This is a genomic window from uncultured Tenacibaculum sp. (genome assembly GCF_947495995.1).
Taxonomy (GTDB): Bacteria; Bacteroidota; Bacteroidia; order Flavobacteriales; family Flavobacteriaceae; genus Polaribacter.
Window position 1 is genome coordinate 215,122 of the sequence record NZ_CANMAX010000001.1, and the last position, 24,950, is coordinate 240,071.

Genomic DNA, 24,950 nt, shown 5'->3' on the forward strand with positions numbered 1-24,950 from the left:
CTTTTAAAACCCTTTAATTACTTTCTTAACTGTAATAGACTTACCCTTTTCTAATTGAATAAAGTAAACACCTTGTTTTAACTGACTAGATTCAAATATTTTACTTTTTGTATTTGTCTCTATCTTTTCTTCTGAAATAACAACTCCTGAATAATCTAATATTCTAACTGTTGTATTTTTTAGATTTTCTGTAGAAGTAATTATAAACTCATTAAATACTGGGTTTGGTGCAACTTGTACATTTATTGTAGCCGTACTACTACAATTTGGCGCACTATTCGTTGTACTACAATAAATTGTAAAACCGCCTAACTTAGACACTAATACTAAATTTCCGTTATCTAAGGTTACCCAATAGCTTCCATCTAAACCTGAGATTCCAGAATTAGTTATTGTTATTTCTGGTTGTGATTGATTGAAGTTTTGAGTGATTTTCGGTAAGAAATCTACCCACCAAGATGGTGATCCGTTATTTGTATTCATTGAAAATTGCCATAAACCATTATTGGTTAAATCCCAATTAATTGTAACATCATTTACATTCGTTAAATCTGGACCATTTCCTAATACAAACAAGTAATTATATGTTGTATTTACAGAAGGTAATGCTGTGTTTAATGGTGTATTAAACTCACATCCTGTTGGTGGTGTATCTACAGAAACTGTAATTGTTACCGTAGCTGTATCTTGTAAACTTCCATCGCTTACAGTAAGTACTACGTTATATTCTCCTGACTGAGTAAATTCGTGACTAGTAATTGCACCTGTTGCTGAATTCCCGTCATCAAAATTCCAAGAATATGTTAATGTATCTCCATCGAGATCAGAAGAATTTGAACCATCAAACTGAACTGTAATAGGAGCAATTCCAGTATTTATATTTGCTGTTGCATTTGCTACAGGAGCTCTATTTCCTGTTCCGCCTCCATTTCCTCCAATTTCATTTGGAATAAATGGTGCTAAATGTGGCGTTAATACATCTAACTTCCACTGGTTCACAGAAGACCAATCATCTTGTAAAATCCCTCCCGTATCTCCTGAATTCGGATTCATACTCCAAAATGTCCAAGAGTAACGAGACCCCATAAATTTCACAAATTCTGTAAACCAAGTGAAAGCTATGCCCCCAAAAGCATCTTGTTCCTTTATTCCAAATTCACCAATGAATAGGGGTGAAGTTTCATTGTCATACAGATACCCATAATTTTCTTCCCAAATTCCAGGCATATTTTGCGGAAAACTTGCAGCTTCAAACCAATCTTGTTGTGAAACTTCTGGTCCATATTCATGAGCAGAATACATTAATTTAGTCTGATCTGATAATTGAATAGGATATTGTCTTGCACCCATTAATTGTCCGCCCCACCAATATGAGTTTCCTTCAAATTCACCAACTCCTTCTACAATAATTAACACATTCGGATTTACATCTAGAATTGCATTTCCACATCGTTCTGCAGCTTTATTCCAATCTGTTAATGGATTACTATTTCCCCAACTTGAACCATGAGGTTCGTTATTTAAATCCATTCCTACTACAGCAGAAAAATTCTTGTAACGTTCTGCCATAAAAACCCAATCGTTAATCCATCTTTCTTCTGAATATTCTGTTGTGTACCAAAAAGCTTCATTTAAGAAACCATCTGCTGCTCGAGAGTGATTATCTAACACTATTTTCATGTCATTATCTTGACACCACTGAACAAATACATCTAATAATTCTATTGGACTTGTAATTGTAGTTTCTAATTCATTCATTGGTGAAATACCAGTATATGCATCTGATCCATATGAAGGAATATCGATTGTAGCACCTGGATCTAACATTTCGTTACACCAAGGCACACGAATTGTATTAAAACCTAAATCTTTTATTTGTTGTAGAACACTTTTCATATCACGTGTCCAGATTCCATGAGGGAAATAGTTTTGAGTTTCAAAACCAAACCAGTTTACTCCAGTTAAGCGTACTTCTTGTCCTCTTGAATCGAATAATTTATTTCCTGAAACAGACAACCAATTTTGTTGTTGCCCTGTTACTATTACACCTAAACACAGGCACAATAGCACTATTAGTTTTTGTATAATTTTTTTCATTTTTGAAAGTTTTTATGATTTTATTGGTGATAAAAAAATCACTTTTGCTTACTATAGAACAAAAGTGATTTAAACAACATTATCGTTTGATAACTAACCTTTTTCTAACTGTTTTTTGAGTTTTTGGATTTGTAATTTCTACGATATATAATCCTATTGAAAGTGCTTCAATATTTAATTCTTTAGCAGAATTTTTAATAACTACTGTTCCGTTAAGATTTAATATTTTAACATCTAAATTTTCCAATTCTCCATCCATTTCTACAGAAACCTGATAATTCGCTGGATTTGGAAATAATTTCGCTGTAGATAAAATAAGATCTTCATTAGATTGAGTTGTACTTGCCGAAGTTGGTTCTGTTCCCCAAACTAAAGTTCCATTATTGTATAATGTGATTTTATCATTAGCACTGTAGCTTGTCGCAGTAGCATCATATGAATAGTCATTAAGCTCATTAAAAGGAGACCAATTCGTTTTAGAAAATCTTGCTTGAATTGGACCTGTATTTTCCGAAGAAGCAATACTTCCTGAAGATGTATCAAATGATAACTCTAGATAATCTAAACCGTTTGCCACTCCAAAAGTTCCATTCACAAATGAACTTCCTAATTGTGCCCAATCACACCAGAAATTTAAATCGTTATTATCTTCAGAAGTAAACCAATAACGAACAGTAAGTGTACTTAAAGCGACAGCCTGATCTCCATTATTCACAATTCGTACATGTGGATTTACCATATTATCTGAAGCATTCGCTCTACCTCCATCTGTATATTCTACTACTAACGAAGCATTTGTAACTTCTTCGGTAACTTTAATAGTTTTACTTGTAGTTACAGGTGCAACTATACCATTATCTACTGTTAATGTTACCACATAATCACCTGGTGTATCATAAGTTTTAACAGCTGTAATTCCTGTTGCTGTTGTAGCATCTCCAAAATCCCAAGTATATGTGAGAGTATTTCCTGTTGGATCTGATGAAGCCGAAGCATCAAAATTCACAGTTAAAGGAGCTACTCCTTGTAATTGATCTGCTGTGAAACTTGCTACCACTTCTGTAGAATTAACAGTAATTGTTTCTTTAGCTACACTTGTTGAAGTTCCATCACTAACTCTTAGCGTAACTTCGTATTCTCCACTTTGAGTAAACTCGTACGTGAAAATTGCATCTGTAGCTGTGATTCCATTTCCTAAATCCCACTCGTAGGTTAAAACATCTCCTTCTGGATCTGAAGAACCTGTGGCATCCAAAGTAACCGTTAATGGTTCGTTTCCTGATATAGGTGTTGCTGAAATTACTGCAATTGGCGCTTGATTTATATCTCCTGAAGGCTCAATTCCGCTTATTAATTGTCCGTTTAAATATAATGTCACTCTATTCCAAGTCGCAAAATCATTTTGTGTAGCATTGTAAGAATAATCATTAGCTTGATTCATATCTGACCAAGTTTGATTTGCAAATTTTGCTTCAATTCTTCCAGAGTTTTCATCGCTTCCTAAACTTCCTGCAGCAGCATCGAATGTAATTTCTAAATACTTTGAATCTCCGGAAACCGTAACAAACTTTCCATTTACATTACTTGAACCAATTTTAGCATAATCGGTAAAGAAACTTAAAGCTTGATCATCATCTGAATTAAACCAATAACGAATACTTAAATCTTCGTAATTTACTGGAGTTGATGCATTATTTTTAATTCTAAAATGTGGTTTAACAATATTTGTTACTGTAGCAATCGAAGCGTTTTTATATTCTAATTCTACAACACCTTCTCCTCCTACTTGAATAGTTCTTCCTGATGAAGTTTTTGTATTACCATTTACACCTGTAGCTATAGAAGTAATAACATGACTTCCGTCTGGTAAATTAGCCTCAAACTCGAAAGGTGCAGTTGTATCTTCTCCTAACAAAACACCGTCTGCATAAAAAGTTACTTTAGCTACAGAGTTTGATGCATTGATAAGATTTGTTGCTATTTTCACTGAACTTCCAGACACATAAACATCTCCTGATTTAGGTGACATTAGCGATAAATAAATCACTTCTCCACCAGACATTTCTTCCATCTTTTGTGCGTGACGTTTGTAAATATCTAACTCAACATCACCTTCAAAAACAGCAAATTTATCTCTTGGAGTACGATCATCTGGAAACCACCAAAATGCACTTCCTCCTATTTTCTTTTTTTCTATAAATCCATAGATTTCTTCCCACCATTCGCTTCTTTCTATTCGTTCTACATTAAACTCTCCAACATACAACGGTTTTTTAATAATATCATGAGATTCGTCTGCCCATTGACAAACTAAAGCCATGGTTTCATCTAAAGTAAAGTTTGACCAACTTTCTCTAATGTATGGATGCGCTGAAGTAAAATCGATATATGGAGATTCATGAATTTTAATAAAATCGTTTCCTTCATCACCTCCAAAACCATATTTTAATCCGTGAGCTTCTAAACCTGTTCCTAATAAATGATTTGAATCTATATTTTTTATAAAAGCTCCCATATCATCTACCCAAGCTCTTAAAACATCCGAAGTTAAATCATCACCAAAACCTTGATATCTTGGTTCATTCATTAATTCCCAAGCTAAAATTGTTGGGTCGTCTTTGTAAGCAACTCCATCGTAATGATTTACTCTTGTGATAAAATATTCTACGTAGTCTTTATAACCTTGAATTGCTGAAGTATTGGTAAAAAATTGTCCTTGATCGTGAGTTCCTGCTCCTTCCACTTCAATACCTTCCCACTTCAGTCTATCTTTAATTCCTCCGTAATCGTTCCAATAATTTTCTAACGCAATAATGAGTTTAATTCCGTTAGCTTCTGCAGATTTTACAATGTAATCGAATAACGAAAATTGCGCTTCGCTGTATACTCCTTTTTCTGGTTCAAATCCGTGCCATTCTTCATGACTAAATCCCCAGATTCGTATTACTCGAATTCCGTTTACATATAATCTTCTCATATGAGCATCGATACGCTCCTTATCCATAAACTGAGTTTCAATATCTCCACTTGAAGATCCGTAGGTAAAGAAATCGTAAACGTTGGCACCAGAAATATAAAATGGTTGCCCATCTAACATAAATTTGTCTCCTTCTGCATACACAAAACCTGAAGTATTTTTATTAGTTTGTGCGTTACTATATAATGAACTTATAAGTAGCACCATAGCAGATGCTAAAGCTTTTAAGAATAAGCTTTTCATAATCAGGGGTATTATTTTTTTGGTTGATTTTTGTAAGAAAAAGAGGAGTGCAAAAAACACTCCTCTCATGACCATAAATTACTTAACAATAATTTTCTTTCTAGAAACTGTGTTTGTAGACACATCATTAGTTTCTAAAATATAAACTCCTGTTGGTAATCCACTAACTGACATTCTTGTCGTTTGTTGTTGGTTTTCTAATACTTTGGTAGTGATTACTCTTCCAGATAAATCTATTAATCGTAACTGTACATTATCTTTATTATTGAATACAGAAATATTAATAAAATCTGAAGCTGGATTAGGTCCAATACCTACAGAAATTTGTTTAGGCTTAGCTTTAGAACTTGTAGTTGCTCCTCCGAAGAAATATCCATACTCTGCGTTCGCTAAAGCAACTTCGATTTGCGCCCAACTTCTGTGGTAACGTTGCGTATATTCTTGCCCGCTATTATAAGCTTGCTCTAATCTTGCAAAATCAGGATCATTTCTATAGTTTGATCTAATATCTAAGAACGTAACTCCTGGTTCAATCACATCTCCGTTAGGCATAGTTCCTGAGAAACCATTTGGCACATAAACTTCTTGCTCGAAAATACGTGTAAAATCACCTCTACTTTCTGGTGCAGAAACTCCTTTATCATCTCTGTATGTTCTCCACATTCTGTCTAGTACTTCTTTTGCTAAATCACGAGAAGCAGTATCTAATGTTGCATACTTTTCTGTTGCAGCAGCGTAGTAAATAAGTGCTTTTGCCATAGAAGCAGCTACACCTAAATCTTTACCGTAATCTGTAACTGTTACACTTAAACCTTCGTTAGTTCCAGGATTTTCTGGATTCCAGTTATCAGGCTCACCTGTCCATTCTAATGTTGCAGGAATATCGAAATCATCTTCTCCGATAAGAACCACTACATTTTTCACCCAATTCGCCCATTTATCCATTAGATTTTTAGCCATTGGATCGTTTGTGATATAATAGTATTCTGCAATTCTTTCCATAGACCAAGCTTGCCATCCAAACCAAGTACCACTTCCTGGATCTTCATATACAGGATTATCATCATAAGCCATATCATAGAATGTAGATTTACCAGCTGGATATGTACTATAATCTCCATTCCAACTATTCGTTGCTCCACCAGCAATACCACCTTCTTTAGATTGTAACCAAGTATAAAATTCTAACTGACGTTGTAAACTTACACCCCAGTCTCTAGCTCCGTTTGGAGTTCCAGGCTTCATTTCATTTACTTGAGACATTGCATAAGCCGCTACTGGATTTTGGTATCCGAAATGACAGTGACTAGAACTAATTCTGAATGCCCATGGCGCAGAAGTATCTACTGCTCCACCCCAAGAAATATACCAAGACATTAGGTAATGTGCGCTATCATATCCTGTTCCTGCTCCAGAAGTATCACTTTGTACTCCTAAAGGTTTAAAGTACTTATCGAACATTCCTAACCTTAAGTAATCTCCCATTTTAGTTGCTTTATCTAAATCTAAAAGATTTAAACTTACATTTTGCTCTTTCGCATAAACTTGTGCCCAATACATTGCTTGTACTGCTCTTGCATCTGCATCTGTAGCACTTGTATATCTCCATTGTCTAGAATAGTTTTGATCGATAGTGAATAACGGTAAATATCCGCTAGTTCCTCCCCAATCAAATCCTTCCCAAGATGGATGTGGAATTGTTTCATAAACAGATTCTTGCTCTCCTCTTTGGAATGTATTAATATATGAAGGTGTACTTACTCCATCTCCTCTATTTCCATAACCATAGAAATTATCGTTATCTAATAACCAGTGCATTTGATATACTTCTGGTCCGTAAGCAGATGATAATTCTGCTGAAACTGGATCTACTCCAACTGGTGCAGAAAACTCTAACGGTGCTGGATAACCACTAGGTAAAGCAAATTCTGGTGCATAAGCAGCAGGACTTGAAGGATTATAAGCTGCATTTGTTGGTTGATCTGCTTGAGTAGGAATAATAAATTGTTCTATTTTTTCCCAAACATTACTAATAGAAGCCCAATCTCCATTCACTCTTGCATTCATAACTTCTAACCATAACCAGTATGAATATAATTCACTAGTAGATTCGTGTCCGTGATCTGGAGCTTCAACTATAAGTGATTCTATAGAGTGATGCGGTGAACCATCTGCACTGAAATATCCATTTTCTGGCGCATAAAATTCTGCTCTTAACTCATTAAAACGATCTAAATATTCGTTTCCTGTTGGATCTGGATCAACAATTACAATTGGATCAGAAACTCTGATCATTACTGTTTTTGTTGCAGTTCCACCATTTCCATCATCTACAGTTAATACAACACTATAATTTCCTTTTGTTGTAAATGTATTCTGAATAGTTACACCAGTTCCGTTGTTTCCATCATTGAAATCCCAGCTGTAAGCTAATACGTCTCCATCTGCGTCTGAAGAAGCTGAAGCGTCAAAAGTTACAGTTAAAGGAGCTTCTCCTGAAATCGGACTAGCTGAAAAATCTGCGATTGGATCTGTATTTCCTGGACCTCCACCACAATTAGGTTCAGTTGCTGTAGTACTAAAATAAATTGTAAAACTTCCTGCTTTAGATACTAAAACAAAATTATCGCTATCCATAGTTGTCCAATATGAACCATCTAATCCTGCGAAACCTGAATTTGTAATTGTAACTTCTGGTTGTGCTGAATTAAAATTCTGTGTCACTTTTGGTTTTAAGTCATTCCACCAAGAAGGGATTCCGTTATTCGTTAACATTGAAAATTGATATAATCCATTGTTAGCTAAATCCCAATTGATTGTAAAATTAGAAACGTTGTCTAAATTTGGTCCTCCTGAACCTAATACAAAAATATTATTGTATTGTCTTTGTACAGATGGTAATGCATTTGCAACTGGAGTATTAAATGTACAAGTATTTGCCACACTCACATTTCTACTTGCTACAGCTGCTGTATTACAATTTGGTTCTTGAGCTGTTTCACTAAAGTAAATTGTAAAACCTCCTGTTTTAGATGCTAAAACAAAGTTTCCATTATCAACAGTTGCCCAATACGCACCATCTAAACCTGCAAATCCTGTATTACTAATCGTTACTTCTGGATTTGCTTGACTAAAGTTTTGAGTCACTTTAGGTTTAAAATCATTCCACCATGAAGGAACTCCATTGTTTGTTAACATTGAGAATTGATATAACCCATTATTAGCTAAATCCCAATTGATTGTAAAATTAGAAACGTTATCTAAATTTGGTCCTCCAGAACCTAAAACAAAAATGTTATTGAATTGCTTATGAATTGTTGGTAAAGCAGTAGCTGTTGGCGTACCAAAACCACAAGAAGTATTTCCGTCTGTAGCTACTATAGTTTTTGTTACACTATCAGTTTCTCCGTCTGCATTCGCAACAGTTAAAGTAACTGTATATTGACTTGGAGTATCGTATGTTGTAGCTGTTGTTACTCCAGAACCAGATAATCCATTTCCAAAAGTCCAACTATATGTTAATGCACCACCTTTAGGATTTATTGATGAAGATGCATCAAAAGTAACATCAAAAGGTACTACTCCTGTATCTACATTAGACGTAAAAGCAGCAACTGGACTTCCATCAGTTACATTAATTGTAGATGATTTTGTTCCTGTTTTACTTCCGTCACTTACTGTTAATTTTACAGTATATTCACCTACTGTTGCATATTCATGACTAGCAATTACACCTGTACCAGTTGTACCGTCTCCAAAATCCCAACTATAACTTAATGTATCTCCATTTTCATCTGAAGAAGCTGAAGCATCGAAACTTACTGTAACTGGAGCTATTCCTGTTTCTGGCGTTGCTGTAAAATCAGCAACTGGTGCAATATTTCCATCAGATACAACTATAGTTTTTGTTGTAGGTGAAGATGTATTAGTTCCATCACTAACTGTAAGAGAAACTACATAACTATCTACTCCTGTAAATGTAACTTTTGGATTTACTAATGTTGAAGTTGTTCCATTACCAAAATCCCAACTATATGTAATTGCATCTCCATTTGGATCTGAAGAAGCCGCTGCATTAAATTGAACTTCTAACGGAGCCACACCTGTTTCTGGTGTTGCTGTAAAAGAAGCTGTAGGTGTATCTCCTCCATTTGGTTCTTGACCACCAACTAATTGTCCGTCTACATAAATAGGTACATTTTGAACTATCTTAAGTGTATTATTTAATCCAGCATATGAAAAATCGTTTGTTGGATCCCAAGCTGCTGCACTTGCGCTATTAGGTAAAGCAACACGAACTTGAATTTCACTTCTGTATTCTCCTTGTCCACCTGGAAAAGGCATACGATCTTGGCTAACTTCTACTTCTGCATAATAAATATTATTTGCAGCATCCCAAGCTTGTAAACCTGGCACAATTGTACCAGCACCTCTACCACTAACAACATAGTCACTAGCGGATAAACCGGCTGCTACACCTTCAGAAATATCTACAAAATAACGTGCTTTTAAAGAGTTTGGAACTCTAGCAGGCCAAGCTGAACGGTTATTTAACCAAATAGCCACTTCTGTAGATTTATTTTGATCGTTATTAATTCTAACTTCATTAATAAACTCTAAACCTGGTGTTTCTGGCTGTGGAAAATTTGCTAGAGGAGTTCCTCCAAAATCCATGATCATTTTTGCTAAAACTCCCTGGTAACAAGCATTATAATCTGTTGCAACTTCGTTTGCTTGAAAATCATCTCTATCTTCCACAAAAACATCGTTAGCAGCCATTGGTCCACCCATTAAAGCTCCCCAAAGTGTGTGTCTAGATTCTACAGGTACAGCAGAACTTCTAGTCCAACTTGCATGTTGACCTCTATGGTGTGGTTTTGTTGGAGGATTTACTCCAAAACCTGTTACTAAACTTCTATTATTAGGATTGTCTCCTAAAGCATAATTTACTTGATCTACAGCGAATTGATAATATTGATTCTTTTTAGTTGTAGCAACATTATCACTATAAATTAATGCTGTTAATGACGCATTCATAGCATGACGTAAAGAACCCCATTGTGTTAAATGCGCTTGCCCTCCTGGAGAATAATCTATTCCTCCTCCTCTTTGCCAGAAATCTAAATGTCTTTCAGCATCTGCTATATAATTACTTTTTCCAGTAATTATAGATAATAAAACCATATTCCCATATGATTTATCATCCCAAACTAAACTCCAAAGAAAATCTGGCTGTGTATATTCAGCTTCTGCTTTTTGAAGATAAGCTACATCTCCTGTTGCTTTATATAACCATAAAGCTCCCCAAGTAAGTTCATCTTGATAACCACCAGAAGAATATGTTCCTGTTGCAGGAATTCCTCCATCTTCGTTATATAAACCTCTATAAGTATCTCCAAATTCATATAACTCTTTAGCGTGTTGTAATAACGTTGCACTATAAGCAGGATCGCTATCTTTAAAGATAATACTTGCTGAAGCTAAAGCTGCTGCTGTTTCACAGGCAACTTCTGTACCTGGTGCAGTTGGTGATAATTTATATGATTTACGTTGTCCATATTGTGGATGTACATCAACCATTTCTGGCGCCATCCAAAAGTTATGATCTTGAGATTTACTATCTGCTACTTGCGCGTAAAACTCATTTGGACTAGGATGACATTTAATAAAATAGTCGGTTACCCACTTTATGTTTCGTTTAAAAATTTCTGTTTGATTCACAGCATCGTAACCTGCTTTGTACTCTAAAAAACCCCAATTTAAAGCGGTTACTGAAAATGCCATAGGAAATCCAAATTTCACATGATCTCCGGCATCATGCCATCCACCTGTTAAATCTAGTCCTACATCTTGACCGTCGTTGACTCCTGCATTAGATCTCCAACTAATTCTATTCCAATCTGGTAAAACACCAGACTGTTGTGTTTCGTAAAATAATAATGACTTCTGTAAAGCCTCTCCATAATTGTATTGCGCTATGGCTGCAAAGGGTAACATACACAATACCAGTATCACATAAAACAATCGTAGTTTCATATTAGATAATTTAGTTTGATTATTTAAAATACTTTCCCATTCCAGTAGATGTAACACATCTGCCAGTTAAGATTTCATACTACTCTCTACTATGAATATGTACTTTAGATTACTAGAAGTTAGGATAATGCAATAGTCACCTAGGCTCACCTATTTTATGATATAGATCAGTTATTTTTTTTGACTAGTATCCCATTCTAGGTAATGCTAATGCACCATCCAGTTTGAGGTTTTAATAAATAAACTAGAATTACAAACGTTTGAAGAATTCATTCGGGGATTCTTTATTTGTAGTGTTAATTCTAGAAGGTTAATTTTAATAACTTATCCTAAAGTTCATGACCTTCGAATCGAGTTATTTGGTTGTCTGGGGATATCGATATCCACTATTAAATTTAATTAAAAAAACGCGATATTCAATAGTTTATTGGAACATTGAAGTTTTTTTTTCACAAAATGAAGTAATCGTATAACAGCTCTAAAAACAGGTGATAAAAAAATACAAAAAACTAAACATAAAGTACTGAACGTTAGTTTTTAAAACAAAAAAAGCCTTAACATAAGTTAAGGCTTTTACAGTATTTTGTACTGAATTATTCTTATTTAGCAGGTGCCATTTTAGAAGCGATAGCAGTTAAAGTTTCAGAAAACTTCTTAGCTGCTTCTGGATCTTTGATCGCTCCAGCTAATTCTTGACCTTTTTTAGCTAATTCTTGACCTTTAGCAGCTAACTTAGTGATTTTTGTTACATCACCATTAGCATCGATGTATTCTTTAGCATACTCTGTGTATGTTTTTAAATACTCACCTACTTTAGGATCTTTGAATTCAGGAATAGTTACTCCTTCTAAAGCAGATTCTACTGCTTTAACAGCATCAGTTGCAGCTTCTTTAGCTTCGTTTGCAACCTCTTTTGCTTCTTCTTTTACTTCCTTTGCTGTCTCTTTAGCGTCATTTACAACTGCTTCAGTAGTGTCTTTTACTTCTTCTTTAGCTTCTTTTGCTTGCTTACAAGAAGTAGCTAATAAAGATCCTACTACAAAGACTGATAAAATTACTTTTTTCATCGTTTTAAGATTTTTAGTTTAAGATTGAGTAGCAAATGTAAGATTTTGATCTAACTGTGCAAATTTAATGCAGATAATTACACGACTTCTTCACCAAACTGTTTCTCGTATAAATTTCTATAATAACCTTCTTTCTCTAAAAGTTCTTGATGATTTCCTAATTCGACAATTTTTCCTTTATCCATTACGATAATTTTGTCTGCTTTTTTAATTGTTGCCAATCGATGCGCAATAACTATCGAAGTTCTGTTTTTAGTGATTTTATCGGTAGCATACTGAATCATTTGTTCAGATTCTGTATCGACAGATGATGTTGCTTCGTCTAAGATTAAAATACTCGGATTACTTACGTAAGCTCTTAAAAATGCAATTAATTGACGCTGACCAGAAGATAACATCGCTCCGCGTTCTTTTACATTATAATGATACCCGTTTGGTAGGCTTTCAATAAAATCGTGAATTCCTATTTGTTTTGCGGCTTCTTTTACTTCATCTAAAGAAATTGCATCATTTTTTAAAGTAATGTTATTTACAATAGAATCTGAAAATAAAAATACATCTTGTAATACCACAGCTACTTGTTCTCGTAAACTATCTAAATTATATTGCTGTACAGGTGTATTATCTACTAAAATAGTACCGCTATCAATTTCATAAAAACGACTTATTAAATTAATAATTGTAGATTTCCCTGCTCCTGTAGAACCCACAATAGCTATTGTTTCACCTTTTGTAGCGTTAAAAGAAATTCCTTTTAATACTTCTTCTCCTTCAACATAACTAAATCTAACATCAGAAAACTGAATATTTCCTTCTAAATTAGTTGCTGGAGTAGTTCCTGATTTATCAATATAACTTTCTGTGTCAATTACCTTAAAAACACGTTCACCAGAAACAATTCCCATTTGTAATTGGTTGAATTTATCTGCGATCTGTCGTAATGGTCTAAATAACATCTGTGCCATTTGCACAAAACTAATTACAGCACCTACAGTAATGGTATCTTTTGCAATTACTTGTAATCCTCCATACCATACGATTAGTCCGATGGCTACCGATGATAAAATTTCAGCAATTGGAAAGAAAATAGAATAATACCAAACCGTTTTAACGTGTGCTTTTTTATGCTTGTCGTTAATCGCTTTAAAATTTTCGTATTCTATTTTTTCTCTATTAAATAATTGTACGATTTTCATTCCAGTAACGCGCTCTTGAACAAATCCGTTTAAATTTGCTACTTGATTACGTACTTCTTGAAACGTTTTTTTAATCGCTATTTGAAATAGTTTTGTTGCGTAAATTAAGATCGGTAATACCGCTAAAGCAATTAAAGCTAATTGCCAGTTGATTACAAACATTACGATTACAACAACCAACATTTTAAGCACATCACTTACAATCATAAATACTCCTTGAGAGAAAAAGTTTGCAATAGTTTCGATATCAGAAACTACTCTCGTTACTAACTTTCCTACTGAAGTATTATCGAAATACGCCATTTTAAATCGTAAGATATTTTTAAAAATAATGGTACGTAAATCTTTTATAATATGTTGTCCAACCCAGTTGGCATAATAGATAAATGAAAATTGTAATAATACTTGTATTAATAATACGCCTAACATTACCATGGTAAAGAATAGCAATCGAGCTAAGTCTTTATTTACGGTAAAATCGTCTATGGCCCTATACAAAATCACTGGACTTGCAGCGGCGAATATTGCTAACGATATTGTTGATATCGTAGCGACCCAAAATTGAAAACGATATTGTTTTGCAAAACTCATTAGTCGTGCAAAAATCTTAATATCAAATGCTTTTCCTGTACTACTTTTACTCACAGTTTAAATATAATCGTATGTTACTTCTGTTAAAAATAATCCTTTTGCAGGTACCGAAACACCTGCTTTACTTCTGTTTTTACTTTCTATTACAGCTTTAAAATCGTCGATACTAATTTTTCCTAAACCTACGTCTAGTAATGTACCTACAATTGCTCTTACCATATTTCTTAAAAAACGATTTGCCGAAATAAAAAATGTCAACTCATTTCCTTTTAGTACCCACTTTGCATGTGTTACATCGCAGTCGAATGTTCTTACATCTGTTTTTACTTTCGAAAAACACTCAAAATCCTCGTACTCATATAATAATGCAGCCGCAGTATTCATGGCTTCTATATCAATATTTTTGTAATTAAGTTGCCAAGTGGTATCTAATACAAACGGATTTCTACCTAACCATATTTTGTATTCGTAACTTCTACTCGAAGCATCAAAACGCGCATGTGCATTTTCTGCCACTGCTATAGTTCGGTATATTACAATGTCGTTGGGTAAAATTGCATTGAGTTTGTATGTAAAATTATCGTCTAGCGTTAAGTCTACATCAAAATGTGCATACATTTGCGAGGCATGCACACCTGTGTCGGTTCTACCTGCTCCAACAATAGTTACCTCTTGTCGTAAAATTGTACTTATACTTTTGGTTAACTTCTCTTGAACCGAAATTACATCGGGTTGCACTTGCCAACCATAATAGTTTTTTCCGTGGTATGCTAACTCTAAAAAATATCGCAAAGAAATCCTTTTTTTAAAGAGCTAAACTACGCATTTTATTTGGTTGAATTATTTAGGATTTTCTTAAAAAAATAACTTTTAGTATATCTTTTTTCTGCTAATACACTGAAATAAACTAATGTTAATACTAATTTAAAGTATATGTCTTTTGTTCTTCGACTTCGATAATTCATAAACTAAAGATTCTTTGTAATTTCGTATTGTGAAAAAAATCTTACTATTATCGGACACGCATAGTTATATCGACGATCAAATTTTAAAGTTTGTTAAGCAAGCTGATGAAGTTTGGCACGCCGGTGATATTGGTAATTTACATGTTACCGATACCATTAAAGAACACAAACCTTTACGTGCTGTGTATGGTAATATTGATGATGCCGAAGCTCGTGCTGAATTCCCTTTAAATAATGCTTTTGAAGTTGAAGGTGTTACAGTTTGGATGACGCATATTGGTGGCTATCCTGGACGATACAAACCTCGTGTGTATAAAGAATTACAAGAAAACAGACCTAAACTTTATATCTGTGGACATTCACATATTTTGAAAGTACAGTTTGACAAGCAATTTAATTTGTTACACATAAATCCTGGAGCTGCTGGAAAACATGGTTTTCATAAAGTACGCACTATGATTCGTTTTGAACTTAATTCTGGTGAAATTCAGAATATGGAAGTAATTGAATTGGCTAAAAACTAAAAATCGTTTACGCTAAAGCCATTTCTTGATTTCTAATTACAGGAATACTAACTATAACTTTTGTTCCGTTTCCTTTAGACGATTCTATAAGGAAATTACCATTCATCATTTTTATTCTTGCTTTAATTTGGTTTAAACCAATACCAGCTTCTTCATCTGACTTTTGATCGAAACCATCTCCATCATCTTTCACAATAAGGTTTATTGCATCTAATTCTTCTTCTAACATAATGTATGCGTTTTTAGCGTTACTATGTTTTAAAATATTATTCACTAATTCTTGTATAATATTAAATACTTTAATTTCAAAATCTTGTGAATAACGATATACATTACTTATTGCTGTACTTATTTTGATTTCTGAGTTTGAGAATTTTTTAGCTACATCTTTTATTGCGTATTCAAGACCAAACTTTAACAGAATAGAAGAAACTAAATTATGTGATAAATCACGTATTTTTTCTGAAGCTTCGGTAATAATTTGTTGTGTTTTTTGAAGCTCTTCGGGTATGTTATCTCCGTATTGTTTTTGTGTAGCTTCTAAATGCATGTTTGCAGAAGATAATAATGCACTTACATTATCGTGTAAAATTTCCGCTATTTGTTTACGCTCTGTTTCTTTACCATCGAGAGTAGCATTTAGAATTTTTACTTGAGCCTGAGAATTTAAACGTTCTAATCTACGTTGTTGGCGTAATTCGTTTTGCGAAAGTTTTAAACTTAAATTACGTTGGCGTAATTTATATAAGTTGGCTAGATATAATAGTAAAATAGAAATTAGAACTCCAGTAGTACCAACAATCCAAGTTTTTTGTTCTTGTTTCGATTGTTGTTCGTCAGCTTTTTCTTGTACTATATTTACATCGTTCTTTGCTAAAATTCTATTTAATTCTTTCTTTAATTCATTATCTTTCAAACTATCTCTGATTGCATATGATTTTGTAACAAAATCATATGCAGTATAATCTTTTAAATTATACAAAGCCCAAGCAATGTTGTCATATAATATCTCTTTATATCGAACTGCTTTTAGTGATTTTTCATTTTCTAAAAAAGTAAGAGCCTCTCCATACAACTCTCTACCTTTTTTGTATTCTTTTCTTTGTATATAAACTGTCGCTAAATTAGTATATCCCAAAGCAACAGACATATTTTCTTCAAGATCAGTATTAATTTGTATCGATTTTCTCATATACCTTTCAGCAATAGATAAACTATCCTCTAAAACAGCTATATTACCTAAATGAGAATATGTTTTTGCTTTGAAACCTAAAATCTCAAATGAAACATTATTAATATCAGAAATCTTTTTCAAATAATATTTTGCGCTATCTAACTTCTTTTTTCTTGAATAATATGTTGACATTAAAAAGTAAATGTCTGCTTTCAAAACATCCTGATCTTCATTAGTCTCACTAATAAAATTATTACTATCTAATGTCTTCAGTGATTTTTTTAGATATTTAAAAGCTATTGGAACTGTTTTACCTATACTATCCTTAACTAATTCTTCTTCAATTCTATTTAAAAGTGAATCACCTATGGTATTAAAGGATGATTTATTTGCTAAATCTTCAAGTAGAAGTTTACCAATAAGTAAACTGACTTTAGCTTCAAGAATCTTATTTCCCAGATCCTTATTAGCTAATGGCAATATTTTTTCAAGAGATTTTGTGTAATTTTCCTGTTCATAAAGAATATTTGCATATTCATATACTCTAATAGAGGTACTATCTTGTACCTTTTGGATATAACTATAAGAGGTTAAAGCTGAGTGGGCAGACTCAGCTTTAACTTTCAAACATAAAAATATAAAAACAAGGGGGACAATGTTTTTCACATTTACCATAATATGGCTAATTATATTAATTTAATAAGCAGTCTCCCAAATAAGTCTTGGTACTCTTTGAGTTCTTACTTCCGCAACTCTTGATAATACTTGAGCGTCATTTTTTAAGTAATTTACAAAATCTATTTGTAATGGTAAATACTCAGTTTTGTTATATAACTTAGTAAAAGAAGTAGTTTTTGACACTCCTTCTTTTAAGTGTACTTCATAAATATTTTCGTCTGCGTTATATTTAAATTCTACTTGAACTCCATCACGTACTGTAAAATCTAATACATATTGACCGTCTCCAAAACTTTCAACACTATATGTTTGTAAAAAGTTAGTACTAATTTCACCTTTTGCTAGAATTACATTCTCATCTTCAACAGTAATTGATCTTCTTTCTTCTCCATTTTCAACTACTTGTAATTCTAATTTATCGTTTTTCAGATCTAATTCAGCTGAATTATTTGTATTTCTATTTACAACGTCATTTTTTGTTTCGAATACATTTAACGTTGTAACATCTATATTTGAATCTTTATCTAAATTTGCTTGTGCATTTTTAGCTAATGTATAATCTACGGTATACTTACCGTTAGCATCTCTACTTATTTTTTGTGACTGGATTAGAGATTTATTAACACCCTCTACTTCAGTATTTAAAACATCATTATCTTCTGTACTACAAGATGAAATTAATGTAGCAACTATCATTAAAAAAGGTATGTATCTTTTTGTCATGGGACTTAAATTTTAAAAAATGGATTATAAACTTTTAAAAAAGGTAGAATTCGGGGGGACTACATTTTTAAAAAATGTGAAAAAGTAGTAGGCCCGACAATATATAGATAATACAGTCTCTGAGGGGGGGGGAACATATATAAGGACGGGGAACCTCTATATAAAATTGAAGGGAGGTCGATTAAACTATATTATTTTTAACAGCATATATTGCCAAACCTACTACATTTTTCACTTTTAACTTTTTATACAAGTTTCTTCTATGAGTTTCTATTGTTTTGACCGTTAGGTCTAATTTCTTTGCTATTTCTGAAGTACTTAATTCTTGAGTGATCAATTTTAAGACTTCAATTTCTCTTTCGGTAAGTGGTTCTACAACAGAACTACTCTTAATTGCATCGTCGGTTTTGGTATCATTAATATATAAATCGAATAAACTTTCTTTTATATTATCGCTATAATACTTTTCGCCACGATGTACCGCCTTGATAGCTTTAATTATGTGGTCGCTTGCCGAGCTTTTTTCTATGAAACCTTTTGCACCAAGTGCAATCATTTCTTGAACAAGCTTCGGGTCGCTTAAACCAGATAGTATAATGGTCTTTTGATCTACGCTTCTATTTTTAAACGCTTTTAAAACACCTATACCATCTAATTTTGGCATGTTAATATCAAGTACAAGAACGTCGGCTTTTTTGGTTCGGGCCCATTCTACAACATCTTTTCCCGTGAGTGAGTAGCCTTCTAACTCAATGTCATCTTCTGTTTTAATTAACGCTGAAATTCCGTCAATAATAATTTGATGATCGTCAGCGATATGAACTTTGATTTTCTTTATCATTGTTACATGTACAAATTTATAAGGTTAATGCGTTGTAGCCAAATTACAAACACCCTGAAAACCTTCTCAGGGTTTACCCTGAGCGTCTAAGGGTAAACCCTTAGAAGGATATCGTGGAGGCCTTTATTTATCTACAATTGTGATTTCAAATGTAGCGATTAAAATTTTAGCTTTTCATTCAAAAAATTCTAAAAAAGGGTAATGAAACGCCATTTTTTAACATAATATCTTTATAACAGAAAAAAACCGAGAATAGTATTATTCTCGGTTTATTCGCACTAAATATATTAAGATGTTAGGTTTATCGTAATCTGTCTACAGATTTTACAAGATCTTCATCCTTTTTAATGGCTATGTTCGCTAATGTTAGCAGAACAATTGAAACAATAGGTATGAACATCCCAATACCTTTCTCAGAAACCGCAGCTTCTCCAGATAATGTTAGAGACAAATATACCAACACCCCTAATAAAAAAAAGTTTGTCAAAATATTAAGTCGCCCTAATACAAATTGCAATTGTCTATTCTTAAATAAGAATATGGTTATTACAGATAATAGAGCCGATACAAAAAATGCTACAGGAATACTTTTTTCTAAAAAAGATGTAGCATGAAGAAAGTCTAATGAAAAGGTAGCACCTTTAGCAGTACTCCAAACATTAAAAACAAAGGTTAAACCTCCAGAAATAATTCCGGCGATTAGTAGGTATAACGATTGTATTCTTTGTATCATATTAAAAAATTGGAATGCAAATTTACACTTTCTTTTTTTAAAAAGAAACTTTGCAAATCAAAATATTTATCTATATTTGTCGAGTAAGGATACCTCACACCACTTACTTATTTACAAGTAAGCATTTCAAGAAAAATACCAAAAGATCTAATTTTCATCCCCTTATTTTCAAAAAAGATACTTATAATTTAAAAATATACTAATGTTCGAAATCTCGGATTTAAAAGCTAAAAAATTAGTTGAACTACAGGAAATTGCAAAAACAATTGGTTTAAAAAAGACAAGCCAATTGAAAAAGCTTGACCTTATCTACAAGATTTTAGACGCTCAAGCTGAAGCTTCTAAAGAACAGAAAAAGGAAACAAAACCTGCGGCTACAAAAGCTAAAACTGCTGAGCCTGCTGAGCCTGCTGAGAAAAAAGAAACAGAAAAACCTGTTAAAGCAGAACCAAAAGCAGATAAACCTAAGAGAAAACGTATTACTAAATCTGTTGAACAATCTTCAGGTTCTTCTAAACCTAGTGCTGCACCTAGTACTACTACTGCTACTACTGTAAAGCAAGAGCCTAAAAAACCTCAACATTCTCATTCTAATAGTAATAACCAGAATTCTAATAGAGGTCATAAAAATTCAAACGCTGATAATAATAAGTCTCAAAACGATAATAATCAGCAACAAAGAAATAATAACCAGAACAGGAATAATAATCAGAACAGGAATAATAACCAGAATAGGAACAATAATAACAAACATCAAAACCAAAATAAAAATCAAGGACCTAAACACAAGAGCGGTAACCGTTATCGCGATCCTGATTTTGAATTTGATGGAATTATTGAAAGCGAAGGTGTATTAGAAATGATGCCAGATGGTTATGGATTCTTACGTTCTTCTGACTATAATTATTTATCGTCTCCAGATGATATCTATGTATCTCAATCTCAAATTAAATTATTTGGTTTAAAGACAGGAGATACTGTAAAAGGAAATGTTCGTCCACCAAAAGAAGGAGAAAAGTATTTCCCTTTAATTCGTGTATCTAAGATTAATGGATTAAATCCTAACATCGTTAGAGATCGTGTTTCTTTCGAACATTTAACTCCGCTTTTCGCTAATGAAAAATTCAATTTAGCTGAAAAAGGAAGTTCTTTATCAACTAGAATAATGGATTTATTCTCTCCAATTGGTAAAGGGCAACGTGGTATGTTAGTAGCACAACCTAAAACTGGTAAAACCATGTTATTAAAGGATGTTGCAAACGCAATTGCTGCGAATCACCCAGAAGTTTATCAAATTGTATTATTAATTGATGAGCGTCCTGAGGAAGTTACAGACATGAAACGTAGTGTTCGTGGTGAAGTAGTGGCTTCTACTTTCGATGAGCCTGCTGATAAGCATGTACGTGTAGCTAACATCGTACTAGAAAAAGCAAAACGTTTAGTTGAATGTGGTCACGATGTAGTAATCTTATTAGATTCTATTACTCGTTTAGCCAGAGCATATAACACTGTAGCACCAGCTTCTGGTAAGATTTTATCTGGAGGTATTGATGCTAATGCTTTACACAAACCAAAACGTTTCTTTGGTGCGGCTCGTAACATTGAAAACGGAGGTTCTTTAACTATTATAGCTACCGCTTTAACTGAAACAGGTTCTAAAATGGATGAAGTAATCTTTGAAGAATTCAAAGGAACTGGTAACATGGAACTTCAATTAGAGCGTAACATTGCTAACCGTAGAATTTACCCAGCTATTGACTTAATTAAGTCTAGTACTCGTAGAGATGATTTATTATTAGATCCGAAAACAGTACAACGTATGTGGGTATTACGTAAATATTTAGCTGATATGAATCCTATTGAAGCTATGGAATTTATACAACAACGAATTAAAACATCTATCAATAACGACGAGTTCTTAATCTCAATGAACGGATAGTATTAGTTTTTGATAAAAAAATACCATAAAAAAATACCCAATAATGGGTATTTTTTTTACACCTAATTAACATATGTTAATTTACAGATCGAAAGATAAATGCCTTTCATCGAAACTTAAACGTCATTCATCTAAACTTTTAGCACACAAGAAGATAAACATTATATCTTTATTTACAGAAGTATGGGGCATATATTTTGGTCACAAGCATTTTAATAATTTGGGAGCGATTTTAACATATTTATATTAAATAGACAGGCTCAAATATATTGTCACTTCCCCCGATTGACATTATGGATTTGGATAATTCACTATTATCCAAATCTTTATTTTTTACACCTATTCTACTTCTGGATAAATCACCTTATCTAAAGGCACGTCAAATTCATTTAAATTATTGATTGAAGTTATAGGAGCAAAGAAGTTTAATCCTATAGTTTGTACAGTAGTTTTACAATCGCTTAAAAAACGATCATAAAAACCTTTCCCATAACCAACTCTATATTTTTTTTCATCTGAAATAAGTAGTGGTACAAAAACCAAATCAATTTCTTTTACATTAATCTCTAGCGCATTTTCTGGCTCAGGAATACCGTACTGATTAATAACTAAGGTTGTATCTTCTTCGAAAAAATAGTGTGTTAAAGTAGCATTAGAAAAATCACTTTTACTAATAATTATATTTTTATTAATGCTTCTTAAATAAGAGACTATAGGATATGTATTAATCTCTTTTTGCTTTTCGATTGGTAAGAAAATGTGAATATTTTGAACCTTGCTAAAATCAAAATTATAAATTTGATTATAAATGCTCTTTTGAAGGTTTTCTATAGATTCAAAGGATAAATCTTTTCGTTTCTGCTTATAGATTTTTCTCAGTTCATTTTTATTCATGAAACAAAGATATTAAGAAAATCGCTCTACTTGAAAAGGCGAAATATCCATACTTGTTGGTTTATTAAAAATAATTTCTGAAATTAATTTTCCTGTAGCCGGACCTAAACTCCATCCCATCATAGCATGACCTGTAGCTACAGTAACATTAGTAAGTTTAGAAACTCTACCGATATACGGCAAACCATCGGGGGAACATGGTCTTAAACCGCAACTTGAATTAGTTTTTTCTTCTGTAGTTATTTTTACTTGATCGTAATAACTTTCTGCTGCGTTTGCTATAGCGTTAACTCTTTTTGGATTGATATTATGATTAATACCTCCCAACTCCATCGTACCCGCAAAACGAGTAACTCCTTCCATTGGTGTTACCGCAACTTTTGCTTCTAACAAAATTGACGGTAAATTAATATTTGTTGGTGTTGCTGTTTCTATTCGATATCCTTTTCCTGCTTGTACAGGAACTTGTAATTGTATTTTCTTTAATAAGTTTTGTGACCAAGAACCAGTTGCTACAACTAATTCATCAAATTGCAATTCTCCATTTGTAGTTGTTACTGTTGTCGCGTAATTCGATTTAATTTGAATATCGATAACCTCAGTTTCTGTTTTAAATACAACTCCTTTTTGAATTAAATAATCTTTCATTTGTTGCATAAAATCAACCGGAGTCATATGTGCATCTGACAAATAATGCACTGCCCCTTTTACAGTTGAATTTACACTAGGCTCTATATTTTGTAACGTTTCTTTTGATAAAAGATTTACTTCAAGTCCTAATTCTATAGCCTTTTTACCTACATTCCATTCTGCTTCACCTTCTTTATCTGTTTTGTAAAGCATTAACAGCCCTTTATTCTCATAAAAGAAATCAAAAACATTTTCGCTTTTCATTTCTTCATACAATTGCTTACTCAGCAAATTAATATCTCGAATAACCGGAATTGAGCTTTTAACTTTTGCTGAAGTTGCTGACTGTTTAAACAACCAAGACCATTTTAAAAAATCAAAATCTAGTCTTGTTTTCACATAAAACGGACTAGAAGAATTAAACATCCATTTTATTCCTTTTGTGATTATCCCAGGACTTGCTAAAGAAATAATATGACTAGGTGTAATTAAACCAGCATTTACATAAGAAGCTCCCGAAGAAAAATTAGATTTATCAACCACAATAACTTCGGTTGCTTCTTTTTGCAAATAATAGGCTGTACTTAGCCCAATTATACCCCCTCCAATTATTACTATTCTCTTTTTCATTTTTATATCACTTGAAATCCGTGAGCATAAGGATCATCTTCATCATCAATAATAATGGTATTGTAACCATATATTTTTGCCCAACCTTGTACGCTAGGAATAATTGCGTTTTTAACTCCTAATTTAGTTACCTCTTCTACTCTACCAATAAAAGTACTTCCGATAAAACTTTCGTGAACAAACCCTTCTCCTACTTTTAGTTTTCCTTTAGCAAACAACTGAGCCATTCTTGCTGAAGTTCCAGTACCACAAGGACTTCTATCAATGGCTTTGTCTCCATAAAAAACTGCATTTCTACCCGAAGATTTTTGATCTAACGGTTCGCCTGTCCATAACATATGACTTACATCTCGTATGGTTTCATTCTCTGGATGCACAAATTGATTCGGATATTTTTTATTTATCGCTTCTCGAACATGCTGAGAATACTGAACAATTTTAGATGCAGTAAAATCTTGTATTCCTGAAAAGTTTTTTTGTGGATCAACAATGGCATAAAAGTTACCTCCATAAGCTACATCAAACACTAATTCACCTAACTCTGGACAATCAATAGTTAATTCTTCCGCAGCCAAATAACTCTTTACATTTTTCAGTTTTACCCAAACTACTTTTCCTTCAACTTCTTTATATTCAATTTCCACAAGACCCGCAGGTGCCTCCATTTTAATAACACCAGGAATCTTTGGAGTAACTAAACCTTCTTCTATTGCTATTGTAATTGTACCAATAGTTCCGTGTCCGCACATAGGTAAACAACCAGAAGTCTCGATGAATAAGATTCCAAAATCATTATTTGGATCTTGTGGCGGATATAAAATACTTCCGCTCATCATATCATGACCTCGAGGTTCAAACATTAAACCTTTGCGAATCCAATCAAATTCTTTTAAAAAATACTGACGTTTCTCACTCATAGAGTTTCCTATAAGCTTAGGACCTCCTTCTTTTACTACACGAACTGGATTTCCGCATGTATGACCATCTATGCAAGTAAAAACACTTCTCATTT

At 33.1% G+C, this 24,950-nt stretch carries 15 protein-coding genes; 2 read left to right on the top strand and 13 right to left on the bottom strand.

Features of this window, described 5'->3' with window-relative positions; translation table 11 throughout:
- Nucleotides 1-3: 3 nt before the first annotated feature.
- The 6 genes from Q1A15_RS00925 to truA form a co-directional block, all read right to left on the bottom strand.
- The gene (locus Q1A15_RS00925; protein WP_299617437.1) at nucleotides 4-2,097 is read right to left on the bottom strand and encodes a cellulase family glycosylhydrolase; all 2,094 of its coding nucleotides are present in this window, start codon (nucleotides 2,095-2,097) and stop codon (nucleotides 4-6) included.
- Nucleotides 2,098-2,176: 79 nt separating this feature from the next.
- The gene (locus Q1A15_RS00930; protein WP_299617439.1) at nucleotides 2,177-5,317 is read right to left on the bottom strand and encodes a cellulose binding domain-containing protein; all 3,141 of its coding nucleotides are present in this window, start codon (nucleotides 5,315-5,317) and stop codon (nucleotides 2,177-2,179) included.
- Between the two features lie 78 nt (nucleotides 5,318-5,395).
- A complete protein-coding gene (locus Q1A15_RS00935) occupies nucleotides 5,396-11,314 on the bottom strand; it encodes a glycoside hydrolase family 48 protein (protein ID WP_299617441.1) in 5,919 nt (1,972 codons plus the stop codon).
- Between the two features lie 638 nt (nucleotides 11,315-11,952).
- Nucleotides 11,953-12,420: a hypothetical protein gene (locus tag Q1A15_RS00940; RefSeq protein WP_299617443.1), complete on the bottom strand. Its 468-nt coding sequence runs from the start codon at nucleotides 12,418-12,420 to the stop codon at nucleotides 11,953-11,955.
- A gap of 77 nt (nucleotides 12,421-12,497) precedes the next feature.
- Nucleotides 12,498-14,207: an ABC transporter ATP-binding protein gene (locus Q1A15_RS00945; RefSeq protein ID WP_299619757.1), complete on the bottom strand. Its 1,710-nt coding sequence runs from the start codon at nucleotides 14,205-14,207 to the stop codon at nucleotides 12,498-12,500.
- Between the two features lie 57 nt (nucleotides 14,208-14,264).
- A complete protein-coding gene (gene truA / locus Q1A15_RS00950; RefSeq protein ID WP_299617446.1) occupies nucleotides 14,265-14,999 on the bottom strand; it encodes a tRNA pseudouridine(38-40) synthase TruA in 735 nt (244 codons plus the stop codon).
- 202 nt (nucleotides 15,000-15,201) lie between these two features.
- Between truA and Q1A15_RS00955 the strand changes: the two genes are divergently transcribed.
- The gene (locus Q1A15_RS00955; protein WP_299617448.1) at nucleotides 15,202-15,696 is read left to right on the top strand and encodes a metallophosphoesterase family protein; all 495 of its coding nucleotides are present in this window, start codon (nucleotides 15,202-15,204) and stop codon (nucleotides 15,694-15,696) included.
- 7 nt (nucleotides 15,697-15,703) lie between these two features.
- Here the strand turns inward: Q1A15_RS00955 and Q1A15_RS00960 are convergent, their stop codons facing one another.
- The 4 genes from Q1A15_RS00960 to Q1A15_RS00975 form a co-directional block, all read right to left on the bottom strand.
- Entirely contained in the window at nucleotides 15,704-17,497 is a 1,794-nt protein-coding gene (locus tag Q1A15_RS00960; RefSeq protein ID WP_299617450.1) for an ATP-binding protein, read from the bottom strand.
- Between the two features lie 69 nt (nucleotides 17,498-17,566).
- Nucleotides 17,567-18,271 carry a hypothetical protein gene (locus tag Q1A15_RS00965; protein ID WP_299617452.1) on the bottom strand — a complete coding sequence of 235 codons (705 nt, stop codon included), beginning with the start codon at nucleotides 18,269-18,271 and terminating at the stop codon, nucleotides 17,567-17,569.
- Nucleotides 18,272-18,452: 181 nt separating this feature from the next.
- Nucleotides 18,453-19,112, bottom strand: coding sequence for a response regulator transcription factor (locus tag Q1A15_RS00970; protein ID WP_299617454.1), 660 nt, complete (start codon nucleotides 19,110-19,112; stop codon nucleotides 18,453-18,455).
- Between the two features lie 301 nt (nucleotides 19,113-19,413).
- On the bottom strand, nucleotides 19,414-19,845 hold the full coding sequence (locus Q1A15_RS00975; protein ID WP_299617456.1) for a DUF4293 domain-containing protein: 432 nt from the start codon (nucleotides 19,843-19,845) through the stop codon (nucleotides 19,414-19,416).
- A 202-nt stretch (nucleotides 19,846-20,047) separates the two neighbouring features.
- Here Q1A15_RS00975 and rho point away from each other — a divergent pair, with 202 nt between their 5' ends.
- Nucleotides 20,048-21,784, top strand: a complete 1,737-nt coding sequence (gene rho / locus Q1A15_RS00980; RefSeq protein WP_299617458.1) for a transcription termination factor Rho — start codon at nucleotides 20,048-20,050, stop codon at nucleotides 21,782-21,784.
- Nucleotides 21,785-22,123: 339 nt separating this feature from the next.
- On the opposite strand, the gene Q1A15_RS00985 is transcribed toward rho, so the two are convergent.
- The 3 genes from Q1A15_RS00985 to Q1A15_RS00995 are packed head-to-tail and all read right to left on the bottom strand — an operon-like array spanning nucleotide 22,124 to nucleotide 24,948.
- Nucleotides 22,124-22,678, bottom strand: a complete 555-nt coding sequence (locus Q1A15_RS00985; protein WP_299617460.1) for a 5-formyltetrahydrofolate cyclo-ligase — start codon at nucleotides 22,676-22,678, stop codon at nucleotides 22,124-22,126.
- A 12-nt stretch (nucleotides 22,679-22,690) separates the two neighbouring features.
- Entirely contained in the window at nucleotides 22,691-23,938 is a 1,248-nt protein-coding gene (locus tag Q1A15_RS00990; RefSeq protein ID WP_299617462.1) for an FAD-dependent oxidoreductase, read from the bottom strand.
- 2 nt (nucleotides 23,939-23,940) lie between these two features.
- Nucleotides 23,941-24,948, bottom strand: a complete 1,008-nt coding sequence (locus tag Q1A15_RS00995; protein WP_299617464.1) for a 4-hydroxyproline epimerase — start codon at nucleotides 24,946-24,948, stop codon at nucleotides 23,941-23,943.
- Nucleotides 24,949-24,950 lie beyond the last annotated feature (2 nt).